This is a genomic window from Paenibacillus graminis (assembly GCF_000758705.1).
Lineage (GTDB): Bacteria > Bacillota > Bacilli > Paenibacillales > Paenibacillaceae > Paenibacillus_AQ > Paenibacillus_AQ graminis.
In genome coordinates this window covers 4,230,210-4,245,868 of record NZ_CP009287.1, presented here as the reverse complement: position 1 = coordinate 4,245,868, position 15,659 = coordinate 4,230,210, and the positions used below count along the sequence as shown (strand labels likewise).

The window sequence follows — 15,659 nt, the reverse complement described above, 5'->3', positions numbered from 1 at the left end:
TTAAGATGATTACATACCCGGTTACTAAAAAAGAGGCGACCATAGGCGTAACTGCTGCCTCTGCAGGGGTTGGCCCCCAATCTGTGGGGGTATTCGGACAAGCCTGCACCCGCTTGGAGGAAAAAGGTTATCATATTCTTTGTGGAGATACCGTCTTCCGGCATGACAAGGCGAAATCAGCCTCCGGTCTAGTGCGCGGCAAAGAATTTAATCAGATGATGAGCAATGATAAGGTTGATCTGATCATTCCGCCCTGGGGCGGGGAGCTGCTGATCGAGATGCTGGAGCATATCGATTTCAGCCAGGTGAAGAGCAAGTGGATTATGGGCTTTTCCGATATCAGCCTGCTGCTGCTGGTGATCACACTCCGGACGGGAAACGCGACAGCGCATGGACCCAGTCTGGGGGATTTGCGTGCGGAAGTTGCAGATGAGACTACGGCGATGTGGGAGAGGGTTTTATCCACAGTAAGCGGAGATTCCGTCATCCAGCGCTCCTCACCCACAGACTGGAAGACGGTATCCGGCAATTCGGTCACGCTTAAAGGCCGGCTGCTTGGCGGCTGCATTGATATCATCCGGCATATTATAGGTACACCCTACGGCGATGTGCGGCATTTTCAAGAAAACTTCATTCATCAGGAACCCATCCTGTGGTATTTAGAGAATTGTGAACTGAACACAGCAGACTTGCGGCGGTCCCTGGTGCAGATGAAGCTGGCGGGCTGGTTCGAGAACTGCTCCGGTGTCATGTTCGGCAGAAGCGGGTCCAATACGCCCATGGAAAATTATACGGCGGAGGATGTATACAGAGAGCTGTCCGAAGAACTCCAAGTGCCGGTTGTATATGATTTGGACTACGGCCATGTTCCTCCGCAAATGACATTGATCAATGGAGCATACGCTGAAGTGCATGTGGCCGGCGGCGAAGGAACAATAACACAGTATTTTAATGAATAGGAGGTTATATTTAAAGGTATAACCGGGGCTGTATGCACTGCAGAAGCTAGGATATACTCTGGAGGCTTCACCGGTAATTTTATTGGGATTGCGCCCATAACGTAGGAAAATTTGCCGGAAGCTATGCCGATTTTTTCTGCCTTATGAAGGGGAAATCATTAGTTTCCAAAATAAAAGGGCGTTTCAAGCCGGAAATGGCTTGGAACACCCTTTGTTTTTTCATGAGCAGTCTACAGAACTATTTACGTATCCACAACCGCCGTAATCTCCTCGTCCAGTTCCAGCCGCACATCCTCACGGTAAGCACGGATGCCATACTCACTGTGCAAATAGCGGAGGACGGCTTCGATCATATTGGACTCGACCAGATACTGGCTCCGGCCCTGGACCCACACCTCTGCGGAATAGCCTGTGTCTTCCTCCCAGCTAAGCTCCACCTGTACCTCCTGCACCCGGACGCCCTTGCGTTCAGCCATATGCAGGCAGATAGCGTTAATGATTTCATCCATGCTTAGAACAGTCAATGCCATATTAGTATCGACCATCCCGTTCCTGAAGTCTGCGGCGTTCCTTTCTGCGGCGGAAGAAGGACATTATCAGCATTACGACGAGGTAGATGGCCAGCATGTTGACGGCGAAGCCAAGCAGATTCCCGAAGGCGCCCATCCCGGCGAACATGCCGCCGAAGAGGAAGCCGGCAATCCCGCCGATCATCAGGCCTTTCATTAAGCTGCCGCCGCTGAAAAATCCACGGTTTGCTTTGGACGCGGTGCCGGCTTTTGTTCCTGTGCTGCTATCGCTTTGTTTCACGTTATCTGTGGTTGATTTCTTCGGCGTAGTGGTGTATCCGCGGGTACCGGATTTGAAGCCGCCCCCTCCACGTCTCGCATCCGCAAAGTCAGGAGCAGTGACAGCGAAGAATAGGGTAAAGGCCATGAGAATCATCATTACACGTTTCATTGGTTTCATTGAGTACAAGTACCCTCCTATAAGTATTTGTGTATCTGCCCGGTAATACGCAGCACACGGTAGAAAGTTTCAATTTGAAATATCACAATTGCTGGTATACAGGAAGTGGAAGAGGATGAGGATGAGGGCAAAAAAAATACGCGGATCCAAGATCCGCGCCACAGCAGTTTTTCAGAGAGTTGCCTTGTTCTCCACATACCCGTCAGACACCAGCTCAAGCGCTCCGGTGGCCGGATCGATGATCATGCCGTGAACAGGTACGTTTGGGGGGAGTAAAGGATGGCGCTTAATCAGCTCCACAGTCTGAATTACCCCTTCTTCCACATTGTCAAACCCGCGCAGCCACTTGGTCAGCTTAATGCCCGAATTCTCCAAAGTGGAGAGAACCTCCTCGGAAACCCCGCGTTCTTTAATCGAGTTGATCATTCTGTCAGCATTCAGCGATGCCATCCCGCATTCATAGTGGCCGACGACAATGACCTCATCCGCATCCAGCTCATACAGGGCTACCATAACGCTGCGCATTACGCTTCCAAAAGGCTGGGAAATGATCGCACCGGCATTTTTGATGATTTTGACGTCCCCGTTCTTGAAATTCATAGCCTTGGGCAAAAGCTCAACGAGCCGTGTGTCCATGCAGGTGATGATCAGCATCTTTTTGTCAGGAAAGCGGCTGGTCAGATAGGCTTCGTATTCTTTTTGTTCGACGAATTTCTTGTTAAACTCCATAATATCTGTGATTTGACTCATGACCTGCGGCCTCCTTAAAGTTTTGATAGCATAGATTCCCGGATTTACTTCGGAAAACTTGCTTCAAACGTATACGCCTAGTTGTGGGAGCATCCTGCTCCGTAATTGCTAACTCTTAATATACTCCCTTAAGACTCATTTCGAAACATTTAGTCACGAAACAAGATGTTTACAAGTTGCTGGTGGACACGCTAGACAGCGTTCCGGCAGCATGCTGGGACACGTTCCATAATTAAAAAGCTTGAATATCGCCGGTTGCTCCTTCAGAATTTGCCCTTAGCGTGCTCTCGGCAGGAGGTGTTATCTGAATGGTCATGGGCTGCTCACACTCCTTCTATATAGTATAACTTTCAGTATTTCAAATTGAAAATAAATTCTTCTGAAGTTGATTATACGGATTATAATGAACAGGCGTCAAGGACCCGCGGTATTCTTAGTTTTTTCGAAAACGTTTCCCGCACTTTACCCACAATGTTTCGATTTAAAGGCCATTTTGTTCAGCGGCCTCCGGCCCTGACGGGTCAAAGTGTGGATTCTGGAAGGGGATATTTGAGCACGTAGCAAAGCCGCCACAGAAATGATCCGGGGCGGCTCCAGGGAACAAACTCCTTACCCTCTCTTATCAATTAAGTAAGGGATGACTATTTGAAAATCAGTACTATTATTCCAGACAGTTATCACCCATTCGTTATCAGTTCTAGGATAAGATTCTGTTGAGAACACGTCTTTAGTTTTTGGATCACCAGGTCTAATTGACCAACCGCCAGAGATTACCTTCCTATTTCCTCCAGCTAACATACTAATTTCTACAGAACCTCCTGGTGCGATCACCTTTCTAGTAAATACGAAACGTCGAAAGCCATTCCCAAGGTTCTGTGTAATACGTGCTTTTGCTGCAACTAATTTAAAACTTTTCCGTTTTATCCCGAAACCTCCGGGGAAATACACTCTGTACGATCATTGTCCATTACCTGCTACTGCAATTCCGCTGAAACTTCTTGCTCCTAGAGTTGCAGTCCTAATGGCCGATGCTAAAATGGTATATTGAATTTGGCCTGTGAGCACATCACTAGCCGGGGGGAAGTCAACAGCGGTTATTCCTACCATTTCGTATTGGGTCACTGTATTATTGATGTTTCCCGGGTACGTTGTACTAAAGATTAATGTATTATTGCGGTAAATGCTAAAAGTAACATCATTCTGTACTATAACACTAACATCAACACTAAGCCTTACATAAGCATTTAATGTGACTCTTACCAGGCTTGCATTTGCAGGTGTGACATTTGAGGTTTGTAGTCCAATGTCACCGAAAATCGCACCCGAACGGACCAAATTAATACCTGGTATATCCACTGCACTATCCTGTGAGATGCGCATATCCAAAAACTGAATACTCATCATATTCACCTAGCCTCACTCTTAGTAGATGCTATACTTTATGAGAGGGAAGGATTGAATGATTGTGCATATGGCTGATAATAGATCGAAAGCTGGGTCCTCCGAAAATATTATGTTTGCTTTAGAATTGAAAGGCATTTCTGAATTGATTGAGTATGCAGAAGAGCCTAGTCAGGGATGACCTCGGGGGCTTTTGATGAATCGTGCTACCCGCAATTGACGGCCTGGACTCGTGTTAGCTATTTCTTGCAGGTGTTGTTGATTATATAGATTTAAAAAAGTATCATCAAGAGGAGCTGGTAAAAATAGAGAAAGCGGGTGTTAGGCCATGGAACAACTGGTCAAGGAAGAGTGGGAGAAATTCAGCGGGCTGTTATCTAAGCTTAGCGGGTACACAGAGGCAATAAGCCTGATGCATTGGGATTTGCGGACGGGTGCGCCGCGCAAAGGTGTAGAGACCCGTTCCAATTCTATTGGGCTCATCAGCGGGGAAATCTTCAGACTGCAGACTTCAACTGAAATGGGCGAGTTCACACAATTTTTCAGCCGCCCGGAGGTCATGAGTCAGTTGAGCGACGTCCAGAATAAAATCGTCAAGGATTGCCGCAAGGAGTATGAGCGCAGCCAGAGCATTCCTGCCAAAAGCTATGAGGAGTATTCCGTACTCACCGCTCATGCGCAGACCATTTGGGAGGAAGCCAAGGAGAGCGGCGATTTTAATTCCTTTGAGCCTTATTTGAGCAAAATCGTAGCCTTTACACAGGAGTTCATCGATCATTGGGGGGTAAAAGACTCCCGTTATGACACCCTGCTTGACATGTACGAGCCTGACCTGACGGTAGAGAAGCTGGACGACATATTCGGCCGACTGCGCAGCCGCCTCGTTCCGCTTGTGGAGGCTATTTCGGCTGCGCCGAACAAGCCCGATACGGAGTTTCTTGCCCAGATTTTTCCGAAGGAGCAGCAGGAGAAGTTCGGTTTGTTCATTCTTGAGCAAATGGGTTTTGATTTTGAAGCCGGACGCCTGGACGAGAGTGTTCATCCGTTCGCTACCGGACTCAATCCGGGGGATGTCCGCATCACGACGAACTACTTGCCGGACAATGTTACAAGTGCTGTATTCAGCTCGCTGCACGAAGGCGGACATGCACTCTATGAACAGAACATCAGCAAGGAGCTTGTCGGCACACCGCTGGCTCAGGGCGCTTCTATGGGCATCCACGAATCCCAGTCCAGACTATGGGAAAATATGATCGGCCGCAGCCGCGCCTTCTGGCACCGCTACTATGGCGATCTGCAGCAGCATTTTCCCGAGCAGCTTGCCGGTGTGGACATGGAGGACTTCTACCGTGCGATCAACAGTGTGGCGAATTCCTTCATCCGCATTGAAGCCGACGAGCTGACCTATAATCTGCATATCATTATCCGTTATGAGATTGAGAAGCTGATTTTTAATGAAGGACTGGAGGTTAAAGATCTGCCTGGGGTATGGAATGCCAAGTATCAGGAGTACCTTGGGATTACACCTCCAAGCAATGCGCTGGGCGTGCTGCAGGATGTTCACTGGTCCGGCGGGGACTTCGGTTACTTTGCCTCCTACTCCCTGGGCAATATGTATGCCGCGCAAATTTTGAATACGCTGCGCCAAGAGCTGCCGGAGTTCGAAAATTTGATTGCCGCCGGGAATCTGCTGCCGGTCAAGGAATGGCTTACAGAGAAAATCTACCGTTATGGTCAAAGCCTGACCCCATCGCAAATTATTGAACAGGTAACAGGTGAGCCGCTGAATCCCGATTATCTGGCCGATTATCTGGAAACCAAATATACAGAGCTTTATCAACTATAGCCGGCTAAAGACACGCTAACCAGAGCAAGGTGGAAGGTATTCGCCAAAAGGAATATAATAGAAGGAAAGCGTACAATGGAAGGATTAGTGAGATGGCTAATACACACACATACAGCCGCAAGGAAGAGGTTGCAAATGCGGTAACACATGGGATTGGAGTACTCTTAAGCATAGCTGCGCTAGTGCTGTTGGTTGTCTTCGCTGTACAGAACGGTACAGCCTGGCATGTAGTCAGCTTCTCCATTTACGGTGCCACGATGCTGTTGCTGTATATTAATTCAACAATGGTGCATAGTCTTAGGGAAGGAAAAGCAAAGGATTTTTTTGAATTTCTGGACCATTCCTCCATCTACTTGTTCATAGCCGGTACTTACACCCCCTTTATGCTGGTGGCAATCCGGGGGACACTCGGCTGGACCCTGTTCGGCATTGCCTGGGGCGTAGCAGTGTTCGGGGTGTTCTTCAAAGCCTTTTTCGTCAAGAAATTCCTGTTCATGTCCACTATTTTCTATATCGCCATGGGCTGGATGATTGTGATCGCCTGGAACCCGCTGTCTGCGGTGATGGCGGATGGGGGCATGACCCTGCTGCTGGTTGGCGGTCTGCTGTATACCCTGGGAACGGTTTTTTATGTGTGGCGGGGATTTCCTTATCATCATGCCATCTGGCATTTGTTTGTGCTCGGAGGGACGGTCGTCCACTTTTTTGTAGTCCTTCTTTACGTGCTGCCTATTCACTGAAATAGCGCTTTGTCTCAAGGGATTTGGACGATAAAACCGCTGCTGTTTGACAAAGGAAAAGATGACAAGCAAAAAGGCTTGACATCTTTCTTTGTTTTAGGTATCATAAGGGACGTTGTGAAGCTGTAAAGTGTTTTTCCTTGACGAAGGGAGTGCCCTTAATGAGTCAGGAGAATAGGCTCGAGAAAACCAACCGGATTAACTTGTTATTTGCTTTTTATGAACGGCTGCTTACGGATAAGCAGCAAACGTTTCTTAAATATTATTTTCACGATGACTTCTCCCTGGGAGAAATCGCCGCTGAATTTGAGATCAGCCGCCAGGCCGTATATGAGCACATCAAGCGTGCCGAACAGGTGCTGGAGAATTATGAAGAGAAGCTGGGATTGCTTAAGAAGCATGAGAGCCGCAACAAATACTTAGAAGAACTGCGCAGACTGCCGGAGAATGGGATGCTGCCTGAGCAATATACACTGCGGTTCGCGGAGCTCGTGGACCGTTTGCAGAGGTTAGAGTAGCATGAAGGGAGAAAGCTGCATATGGCGTTTGAAGGATTAACCGGAAGATTGCAGAATGTGTTCAGCAAGCTGCGCGGCAAAGGTAAAGTATCCGAAGATGACGTGAACGAGGCCATGCGTGAAGTACGGCTGGCGCTTCTGGAAGCCGATGTTAACTTCAAAGTAGTCAAGGACTTCGTGTCCAAGGTGAAGGAGAAGTCCATCGGCAAGGAAGTAATGGACAGCTTTACTCCCGGCATGGTGATCATTGATATCGTTAACAAGGAACTGACCGAGCTGATGGGCGGAAGCCAGGCCAAGCTGGCCAAGTCGAACAAGCCGCCAACAGTAATTATGATGGCTGGTCTGCAAGGGGCCGGAAAGACGACCACTTCAGGCAAGCTGGCTAAGCTGCTGCAGAAGGGCAACCACCGCCCGCTGCTCGTAGCGGGGGATATTTACCGCCCGGCTGCGATTAAGCAGCTGCAGATACTGGGAGAACAGATCAAGGTTCCTGTATTTACGCTGGGTGATCAGACCAGTCCGGTGGAAATCGCCAGACAAGCTGTTCAGCATGCCAAGGACAACAACCTGGACTACGTAATTATCGATACGGCAGGCCGCCTGCATATTGATGAAGAGCTGATGGACGAACTGAAGCAGATCCACACTGTTACCAATCCTGACGAAGTGCTGTTGGTCGTAGATGCTATGACCGGTCAGGATGCCGTCAACGTTGCGGACAGCTTCAACAAGCAGCTGGAGCTTACCGGCGTAGTGCTGACGAAGCTTGATGGCGACACCCGCGGCGGTGCTGCGCTGTCTGTCAAGGCCGTCACGGGCTGCCCAATCAAATTCGCTGCACTAGGCGAAAAGATTGATGCACTGGAGCCTTTCCATCCGGAGCGTATGGCATCGCGGATTCTCGGAATGGGCGATATGCTGTCGCTGATCGAGAAGGCCCAGGCCAATATCGATACCGAAAAAGCGAAGGAAATGGAACGTAAGATGCGCAATGCGGAATTTACGTTCGACGACTTCCTGGAACAGATGGATCAGGTCAAGAAACTTGGTCCGATCGACCAGATTCTCGACATGCTGCCTGGCATGAACAAAGCCAAGGGCATGAAGGATCTCAAGGTCGATGACAAGCAGATGGGCCGCGTCGAAGCCATTGTTCATTCCATGACCAAGGCTGAAAAAGCCCAGCCTGAGATCATCAACCACAACCGCCGTAAGCGCATCGCTGCCGGCAGCGGTACCAACGTGGCGGAGGTCAACCGACTCATCAAACAGTTCGATGAAATGCGTAAGATGATGAAGCAGTTCTCCGGCATGATGGGCGGCGGAGGGAAGGGCGGCAAGAAAAACGCCATGAAGCAGCTCAAGGGTCTTGGCGGCAAAGGCATGAAGTTTCCTTTCCGCTGATCTTAATAAGCTTTACCATAGATCAGACATAGTACAACATCAGATGATCAGACGGTTTTGATTTTAGTCTCTTGATCTTAGTCTTTTGATCTTAGTCTTTTGATCTTAGTCTTTTGATCTTAGTCTTTTGATCTTAGTCTTTTGATCTTAGTCTTTATAAAGATCAGACATAGTACAACATCAGATGATCAAGAGGGTTTTGATCTTTAGTCTTTTGATCTCAATTTTTAAATCTTTACCCGTCCCAAGGTGCCGCCGCAGTTAAGCGTGTCCCGCAGGGACGTCAAGCGGTCCTTACTCCCAATAACCCAAGTCCCGCCAGCCTGAACGCCCACGCCAGTTGCACTTAATCGGGTGTCCAGAGGGCAGAGCCCTTGGGGCCCTCCCTTGGCTAAGGGAGGGTTTGGGAGGGATCGAAACTATTTTAAGGAGGTGAATTTCGTGGCAGTACGTATTCGTCTGAAAAGAATGGGTGCACATAAAGCGCCTTTCTATCGTGTAGTGGTTTCCGATTCCCGGTCCCCTCGTGACGGCCGTTTTATCGAGGAAATCGGTTATTATAATCCGATTGAAGTACCGGCAGTAGTTAAGATCGATGAGGAAAAAGCTCTTAAATGGCTTCAAACAGGTGCGCAGGCATCTGACACCGTCCGCAATCTGCTTTCCAAAGCAGGCGTGATGAAGAAGTTCCATGAGCTGAAGCAACAGAAATAATGACTGATTGCGAGGGTCCTCTATGGAAGAATTAGTTGGAGTTATTGCTAAGGCTTTAGTGGATCATCCAGAAGATGTGGCTGTACGGACCGTGGAGAAGGATCACCTGATTGTATATGAACTGTCGGTACATCCAGAGGATGTCGGCAAGGTCATTGGCAAACAGGGTAGAATCGCCAAAGCGCTTCGTACCGTGGTCACATCTGCAGCAGTCAAGAGCGATAAACGCGTTACCGTGGATATCTTATCTTAAAGAATGCGTTCAATGAGGGGCTAGGGATAGTATATCCCGGCTCCTTTTTGTTGAAATATATAGAAGAGCTAAGTTTACGCTGTACAGGAACAGACGAAGGAGAGGATCAGATGACGGAAGAGCTGAACGTAGGCAGGCTGGTCAATACACATGGAATCCGCGGGGAGATCAAAATATTGTCCTCCACCGATTTTCCGGAGGTCCGTTTTGCACCGGGCAAAAAGCTGCTCGTGGTTCCCGCCGATGGAAGCCCGAAATTCGAGGTGACGGTGGAATCCTCCCGCGAGCATAAAGGGATGTATATTGTCAGATTAATGGGATATACCAACATCAATCAGATCGAGAAATATAAAGGAAGTCTCCTGAAGGTCCCCAGCGGGGATTTGGTGGAGCTGCCGGAAAATGAATATTATTTCCACCAGATCGTTGGCTGTGAGGTGTATACTGATGAGGATGACAGTCAGCCGCTGGGCACCATAAAAGAAATTCTGCAGCCCGGGGCCAATGATGTATGGGTGGTGAAGCCGGCTAAAGGTCAGGATATTCTGATTCCGGTCATTAACGACGTTGTGCTCGACGTAGATATTCAGGCCAAAAAAATCACGGTGCATCTGATGGAAGGGCTGCTGCCATGATGCGGATCGATGTGCTGACGCTTTTTCCGGAAATGTGTGAGGGCGTATTCAGCACTAGTATTCTTGGCAAGGCCCGTGAAAAAGGCATCGTCTCGCTGAATGCGGTCAATTTCCGTGACTACTCGGGGAACAAACACAACAGTGTTGATGATACGCCTTATGGCGGCGGCGGGGGAATGGTGCTGAAGCCTGACCCTATATTTGCCGCAGTGGAGCATGTGCTAGCCGCTTCCGGCAATCTGGAGCTGTCTGGATGGGAAGGCGAACAAGTTGGTGAAGCGAATAATGTGCATCTCCCGCATGGTAATGGAGAATCTGCTGTTGTTAACGGGGGAAGTACCACCCGGGCGCAGCCGCGCATCATTCTGATGTGTCCGCAAGGCCGGACCTATAATCAGCAGATTGCCGAGGAATTGGCACGGGAAGAGCATCTGATTTTTATCTGTGGCCATTATGAAGGTTATGATGAGCGGATCCGGGAACATTTGGTGACCGATGAGCTCTCTATTGGGGACTATGTCCTGACCGGGGGCGAGCTGCCTGCGCTGACGGTAATTGACTCGATTGTGCGGCTGCAGCCCGGGGCGCTGGGAAATGAGACTTCAGCGGTGACAGATTCGTTCAGCACAGGTCTGCTGGAGTATCCGCATTATACCCGTCCGGCGGAGTTCCGCGGCTGGAAGGTGCCGGATATTCTGCTCAGCGGGCATCATGCCAACATTGAAGTGTGGCGGCGGGAGCAGGCCCTGCAGCGGACGTTGGAGCGCCGGCCGGATCTGCTGGAGACAGTTGAACTAACGGCAAAGGACAAGGCGACGCTCAAACGCCTGAAAGAACAAGGCAGCAATAAGAATTAGTGGAAATTTACTATAAAATGGAATATTTGGCGTCCTGTTAACGTATACTATGTTGATGGGGCGCTTTTTCTTGTGAATATATCCTTTTTACGGGAAAAGAAAGTGAACAAAAAATCTAAGCGAATGCTGAAAGGAACATGAGAAAAACAGAATACTTTGAAAAATGCGAGCAGATGTGCGTTACTATCCTGATTTTGGGGTATATATTAGAGGTGCCGAAAAATACTTGCAGCCCAGATACAGCTATTTCAACTATCGAAAGGAATGAACAATAGTGACTACGAATACGCGTGAAGAACTCAAGCCAGACGTGGACACTGTCCACAAGGAAGCGGAGCCGCTCCGCACTGTAAATGATATTATTGATTTTTATACCAATCGTAAATCATAAGACCGATATAGTATGAACGAAAAACCACTGCCTCAGCTGACCCGGAAGCTGGCGTAGTGGTTTTTTGTTAGGCAGTCCTGTATAAATGGAAAATGAAAAAAGACCGTCCGAAGACGGTCTCTCTACCCGAGGCGCTAATTAAAAATTTGATCCGTATCCCGCGCCACCAGGGCCAATAAATCAGCCGTTGGTCCGGGTAAGGGATACGTTCAACATGTCATGATTGATGTGAACGCACCTCCTTTCCTTGTGCCAAGAGTATAGCATAGCTTCAGCGAAAAAACCATAATTTTTAAGAGAAAATAGTTTTTTAGAGTTGGGAATTTTTTGGTGCCCCAGCTGTTCTCAATGAAATTTTGTATAAAAGTGCAAAAACACCGCTGAGGATGGACAATGTAACGACATAAGTCTGTGATAGGATGAGCCCTTGCAGAATGGAATCTCTGCACAATATAAATAATAAATATGTCGCAGTCATACCTACAATAAAGGCGCATATTTCAGCAATATTTCGCTGGGCAAAAGCTTTGTTAGTAACGCTCGAAAAGATCGCAGAAAAGTCATACGAAATCAGCAGCAGCAAGCCTATTTTATAGAGAGCAAGCTTGTGGTGTTGAGAAATTCCATCCTCAATGAGGTATACGGATGCTCGTGCCGCCAGGATACCGATGATCCAGCCAGCAAGATGTGAAGCACACTCAAGGAAGAAGCTTTCTGCCAATTCTGCAGCAGTCAGCCTTGTCCGCATCTCCAGGCAGGCATAGATGAACGAATAGACCAGAAACACACCGCACCAGATGTAGAAATATCCAGGCAGCTCCCCGGATATTAAATCGGCGATAAATTGAATGGATATTTTAATGATTTCTACGATGAATACAAACAATAGATCACTCTCCAAAGCTTCGTTCAGTGCTTGAAATTAAGCTTCAAACTTGAGATTCTGGGGCTCCAGTGGGAAGTTTTCTGTCCGTGTGCGGATGTCGGTAACCGCAATGTCCGTCCCTACCTCTTCAAAGGTACAATCATCAAGCCACACTTTACCGCTTCCCGTAAGGAGAATGCCGATATTGATGCAAGCCGCCTCCTCCGGGATATCCAGGACACAAGCGTAATAATTCCAGTCATTTGTTCCTTTAATGTTTCTGTATTGCATATTGTCAAAGCCGAGCAAATTTTGCAGCTTATCATCAATGCGCATCCATAAACCGCACCAGCCGCTGACCTCGCAAGTACGTATAAAACCTGCAAACCGCATCCGTTTTCCCAAATAATTTTTAGCGTCAAACTGCTGCATTAAGGTGCCGAATTCAGCCCCGTCCGGCGAATCAGCGGCTGTTCGCTCCAAAGATACGGAGTTTCTGCCTCCGTGATAAATTTGCATATCTAACGATGCTTTGTAATTGCCGGGGGCTGTTCCGGTGATGAGCCAACCTTTAATTTCGGACATAGTGAATTCCTCTCTTTCTTGAATGAATAGTTTCATTTGTGCCCTATACTCAGCAGGGGGGAGGGCATAAAGCCTTTTAAACGCTCTTGTAAAAGCCTCCTGGCTTTCAAAGCCGTAATGTACTGCTATATCCAAAATCCGTTCCTCGGAATAGAGCAGAAGACGGGCGGCAGAGCTTAACTTCCGGGTGCGGATATATTCCGCCGGACTTTTCCCCACATATTTCTGAAAGATCCGGTGGAAGTGGAATTTAGAGAAGCCAGCTTCTCTCGCGATTCGGTCCAAGTTTAATTCCTCATCCAAATGCTGCTCAATAAAATCAATACTTTTGTGAATTACTTCGTAATACAGCCTGGGCACCTCCTTTTCTCTGGCATAAATATACTGTACCTATTCATCGCAGGTTTGATTTTTCTTGCTATTCTGTTTCGAACGATCTGCTTCGCATAATTTTTACTTGAATCTAATACTAATCTGCGGTATATATTAAATGAAGGTAAAAACATCACCTGTGCGGCGGTTCTATTTCTGAGTACAGGGCGTATATTGAAAAATGAGCAGTCGTACATAAGTGTCGGGGTATAGCGCAGCCTGGTAGCGCGCACCCTTGGGGTGGGTGAGGTCGCAGGTTCAAATCCTGTTACTCCGATTATACGTAATCAAGTCAAAGAGAACCACGTTCGGCCCGGCAAGTGTCCGGAAGCGAAGGGGTTCTTTTTGTTGTGGGCGTACAGCTGCCCGTGATTACAATAAAAAACACTCCCTCAGAACCAAAGGTTCAGAGGAAGTGTTATGAGAGTACAGGAGTTGAGGTTGTTAAGCCCTGCCCCGTTGTTCGCGGTGATCACGGGCCAGCATTACAATACCTGAGCCAAGCGCATAAAGGGCCACAGCCGAGAATAATACCACTACCCATGTGTAGTTGCGCACAGTATAGGTAAGTGATGCGAAAATAATAAACCAGGCGATACGGAGAATTCCTTCATTGATAAATCTTTTACCAGCTGCACTCATGAGAGCTGCCTCCTTTACGGAATTGAAATTGTCTATAGTACGTAAGCGTTCTAATTATGAATATTATATTAATAATAACCCTTTTTGATCTAAATTGATACACAATGTTCACAAGTTCTTTGTTTCACAGCTATTTTATTTATTGCTATCTGTGGTACGGCAACCGCCGTGTCCGGCTTATCCCCCTCCGCATACCATACACCATCACGAATGGGGGAGGGGTTCTCAGGTGGAAGCCTATTATAATTGTCTGCATTGTATGAATAAAAAAGTCCGGATCTTAACTAACGACGGTAAACGGCATGAAGGAATCATTGTGGATGTGGACAGAAACAACGTGTATTTGAAAACAAAGGGCAACGGAAAAATGAAGACTTCAGCATTTAATCCTTACGGAAATTATTACGGCGGATTTTACGGGTACGGAAGCGAGATCCTGACATTAAGCTTGTTCACACTGCTCGCCATCGCGCTGATCTAAATTCAGACGCACAAAAGCAGCCAATCTCAACCCGAGACTGGCTGCTTTTGTGCGTTTGCAATAAGCGGGTGCATCTTTCAGATTCCGGTTCCTACCGTACTGTAATCGAACCGATTTGTGTGGACAATGACACCAGAGGCCCGCCGCCATTAATATCTGTATTGCCGGATTCAGTTCCGGTGATATGGCCGAGCTCGGTTTTTGCGGATACGGTGCACTTAAGGCTGTCCTGAAGTTCGGCCGTAACTTTGCCAATATCGCTGCGTGCTTTAAGGGTGCTGCCGGTTTTCATGCCGCGGATGTCCAGTTTGATGCTTCCCGTATTCGATTCCACTGTTGATTCTCCGCTGAACCGGGTATTGTCCATAACAATGGTGCCAACATCGCTGGCAATATGGAAGGTGCCTTGCAGGCCATGAAGCTGAATCGCTCCAACATTGTTGCTGATATTATATTCACCAATAGTAGCGGGTACCACTATCTCATAATCGATCGTAAAATTGGAGACCCCGTACTTTTTCTGTGCCCAGGCCCATAGATCTTTTTTAGGTTCATTCTTGGCATGGGTGGACACCTTAAGCTCATCGCCGTCCGCTTGGACCGTAACCTCTGCGTTGTCGAGGATTTTGCGTTCAGTCTCTTTATTGAGGCCGAGGTGTGTGATGACCGTTGCTTTTACTGTGATGGAATCACTGCCGCCAGAGGTGACTTTCACTTCTCCGACGCTGTTCTCCAGAATGATTGCCGAGGAAGAATCAGCTTTGCGGGAAATTACGAGCTCTTTGCTCATACTGTCAGAGTTTATTTCTTCAGACACCTTCGCCGCAGTATTCTGAACAGCCTGCTCTACGTTAGAAGTAATCTCACTTAATCCTTGTTTGAAAGTCTCTGCAGTTTCCTGCTGAGTATTTCCGGTTAAGCGCTGTTCAAGCTGATTGTCTGCAGCTTCCTTCCCCGGCAGTTCACGGCACCCGGACAGCATTGCAATAGAGAGTACGGCGACGGCCGCAAGCTTTGCTATATTATGATTTTTGCTCAATGTTCAGATCCTCCTAAGAGTTTGATTAGTCTTATGTATTATCCATACTATATATTATGGAAAAAAATTGACAAACAGGCTGGAGGCGGGTTGCTGTACTGGACTAAAGTCCAGGATGGTGCAATCAGCTACATTTCAATGAAGAGGTATGCTAGAATAAACGGTGAAACCGATGTTTTGAAGAAGAAGTTATGGTTTGCGGCACAGCAGGAGCAGCGGCTAATATATACTTTGA

General features: G+C 47.8%; 18 protein-coding genes and 1 tRNA gene. 11 read left to right on the top strand and 8 right to left on the bottom strand.

Annotation, left to right across the window (positions count from 1 at the left end):
* Positions 1 to 5: 5 nt before the first annotated feature.
* Complete coding sequence (locus PGRAT_RS17985; RefSeq protein ID WP_025705444.1) at positions 6 to 959, top strand: S66 family peptidase; 954 nt, start codon at positions 6 to 8, stop codon at positions 957 to 959.
* A 242-nt stretch (positions 960 to 1,201) separates the two neighbouring features.
* Here the strand turns inward: PGRAT_RS17985 and PGRAT_RS17980 are convergent, their stop codons facing one another.
* The 4 genes from PGRAT_RS17980 to PGRAT_RS17965 form a co-directional block, all read right to left on the bottom strand.
* Positions 1,202 to 1,489 carry a YxcD family protein gene (locus PGRAT_RS17980; RefSeq protein ID WP_025705443.1) on the bottom strand — a complete coding sequence of 96 codons (288 nt, stop codon included), beginning with the start codon at positions 1,487 to 1,489 and terminating at the stop codon, positions 1,202 to 1,204.
* Position 1,490: 1 nt separating this feature from the next.
* A complete protein-coding gene (locus PGRAT_RS17975) occupies positions 1,491 to 1,928 on the bottom strand; it encodes a hypothetical protein (RefSeq protein ID WP_174469030.1) in 438 nt (145 codons plus the stop codon).
* A gap of 171 nt (positions 1,929 to 2,099) precedes the next feature.
* Positions 2,100 to 2,678 carry a beta-class carbonic anhydrase gene (locus tag PGRAT_RS17970; protein ID WP_025705441.1) on the bottom strand — a complete coding sequence of 193 codons (579 nt, stop codon included), beginning with the start codon at positions 2,676 to 2,678 and terminating at the stop codon, positions 2,100 to 2,102.
* A 957-nt stretch (positions 2,679 to 3,635) separates the two neighbouring features.
* Positions 3,636 to 4,082 carry a hypothetical protein gene (locus PGRAT_RS17965; RefSeq protein WP_155990381.1) on the bottom strand — a complete coding sequence of 149 codons (447 nt, stop codon included), beginning with the start codon at positions 4,080 to 4,082 and terminating at the stop codon, positions 3,636 to 3,638.
* Between the two features lie 325 nt (positions 4,083 to 4,407).
* On the opposite strand from PGRAT_RS17965, the gene PGRAT_RS17960 reads away from it, so the two are divergent.
* From PGRAT_RS17960 to trmD, 8 genes are all read left to right on the top strand, one after another.
* Positions 4,408 to 5,925, top strand: a complete 1,518-nt coding sequence (locus PGRAT_RS17960) for a carboxypeptidase M32 (RefSeq protein ID WP_025705439.1) — start codon at positions 4,408 to 4,410, stop codon at positions 5,923 to 5,925.
* 92 nt (positions 5,926 to 6,017) lie between these two features.
* The gene (gene trhA, locus PGRAT_RS17955) at positions 6,018 to 6,665 is read left to right on the top strand and encodes a PAQR family membrane homeostasis protein TrhA (protein WP_025705438.1); all 648 of its coding nucleotides are present in this window, start codon (positions 6,018 to 6,020) and stop codon (positions 6,663 to 6,665) included.
* A gap of 161 nt (positions 6,666 to 6,826) precedes the next feature.
* The gene (locus tag PGRAT_RS17950; RefSeq protein WP_025705437.1) at positions 6,827 to 7,183 is read left to right on the top strand and encodes a putative DNA-binding protein; all 357 of its coding nucleotides are present in this window, start codon (positions 6,827 to 6,829) and stop codon (positions 7,181 to 7,183) included.
* Positions 7,184 to 7,204: 21 nt separating this feature from the next.
* Positions 7,205 to 8,590 (top strand): signal recognition particle protein, encoded by a 1,386-nt coding sequence (gene ffh / locus PGRAT_RS17945; protein WP_025705436.1) that lies wholly within the window; start codon positions 7,205 to 7,207, stop codon positions 8,588 to 8,590.
* A gap of 441 nt (positions 8,591 to 9,031) precedes the next feature.
* Positions 9,032 to 9,304, top strand: a complete 273-nt coding sequence (gene rpsP / locus PGRAT_RS17940; protein ID WP_019910363.1) for a 30S ribosomal protein S16 — start codon at positions 9,032 to 9,034, stop codon at positions 9,302 to 9,304.
* 22 nt (positions 9,305 to 9,326) lie between these two features.
* On the top strand, positions 9,327 to 9,557 hold the full coding sequence (locus PGRAT_RS17935) for a KH domain-containing protein (RefSeq protein ID WP_025705435.1): 231 nt from the start codon (positions 9,327 to 9,329) through the stop codon (positions 9,555 to 9,557).
* Positions 9,558 to 9,667: 110 nt separating this feature from the next.
* Entirely contained in the window at positions 9,668 to 10,192 is a 525-nt protein-coding gene (gene rimM / locus PGRAT_RS17930; RefSeq protein ID WP_025705434.1) for a ribosome maturation factor RimM, read from the top strand.
* Positions 10,192 to 11,049 carry a tRNA (guanosine(37)-N1)-methyltransferase TrmD gene (gene trmD, locus PGRAT_RS17925; RefSeq protein ID WP_025705433.1) on the top strand — a complete coding sequence of 286 codons (858 nt, stop codon included), beginning with the start codon at positions 10,192 to 10,194 and terminating at the stop codon, positions 11,047 to 11,049. The genes rimM and trmD overlap by 1 nt, the downstream gene beginning before the upstream one ends.
* Before the next feature lie 701 nt (positions 11,050 to 11,750).
* On the opposite strand, the gene PGRAT_RS17920 is transcribed toward trmD, so the two are convergent.
* Positions 11,751 to 12,326: a DUF5823 family protein gene (locus tag PGRAT_RS17920; protein WP_025705432.1), complete on the bottom strand. Its 576-nt coding sequence runs from the start codon at positions 12,324 to 12,326 to the stop codon at positions 11,751 to 11,753.
* A gap of 36 nt (positions 12,327 to 12,362) precedes the next feature.
* Positions 12,363 to 13,250: a helix-turn-helix domain-containing protein gene (locus tag PGRAT_RS17915; RefSeq protein WP_025705431.1), complete on the bottom strand. Its 888-nt coding sequence runs from the start codon at positions 13,248 to 13,250 to the stop codon at positions 12,363 to 12,365.
* Between the two features lie 215 nt (positions 13,251 to 13,465).
* On the opposite strand from PGRAT_RS17915, the gene PGRAT_RS17910 reads away from it, so the two are divergent.
* Positions 13,466 to 13,539, top strand: a tRNA-Pro gene (locus tag PGRAT_RS17910).
* A 167-nt stretch (positions 13,540 to 13,706) separates the two neighbouring features.
* Here PGRAT_RS17910 and PGRAT_RS17905 read toward each other — a convergent pair.
* The gene (locus tag PGRAT_RS17905; RefSeq protein ID WP_025705430.1) at positions 13,707 to 13,904 is read right to left on the bottom strand and encodes a hypothetical protein; all 198 of its coding nucleotides are present in this window, start codon (positions 13,902 to 13,904) and stop codon (positions 13,707 to 13,709) included.
* 229 nt (positions 13,905 to 14,133) lie between these two features.
* Here PGRAT_RS17905 and PGRAT_RS17900 point away from each other — a divergent pair, with 229 nt between their 5' ends.
* A complete protein-coding gene (locus PGRAT_RS17900) occupies positions 14,134 to 14,385 on the top strand; it encodes an LSm family protein (RefSeq protein ID WP_025705429.1) in 252 nt (83 codons plus the stop codon).
* Positions 14,386 to 14,476: 91 nt separating this feature from the next.
* Here the strand turns inward: PGRAT_RS17900 and PGRAT_RS17895 are convergent, their stop codons facing one another.
* The gene (locus PGRAT_RS17895; RefSeq protein ID WP_025705428.1) at positions 14,477 to 15,424 is read right to left on the bottom strand and encodes a hypothetical protein; all 948 of its coding nucleotides are present in this window, start codon (positions 15,422 to 15,424) and stop codon (positions 14,477 to 14,479) included.
* Positions 15,425 to 15,659 lie beyond the last annotated feature (235 nt).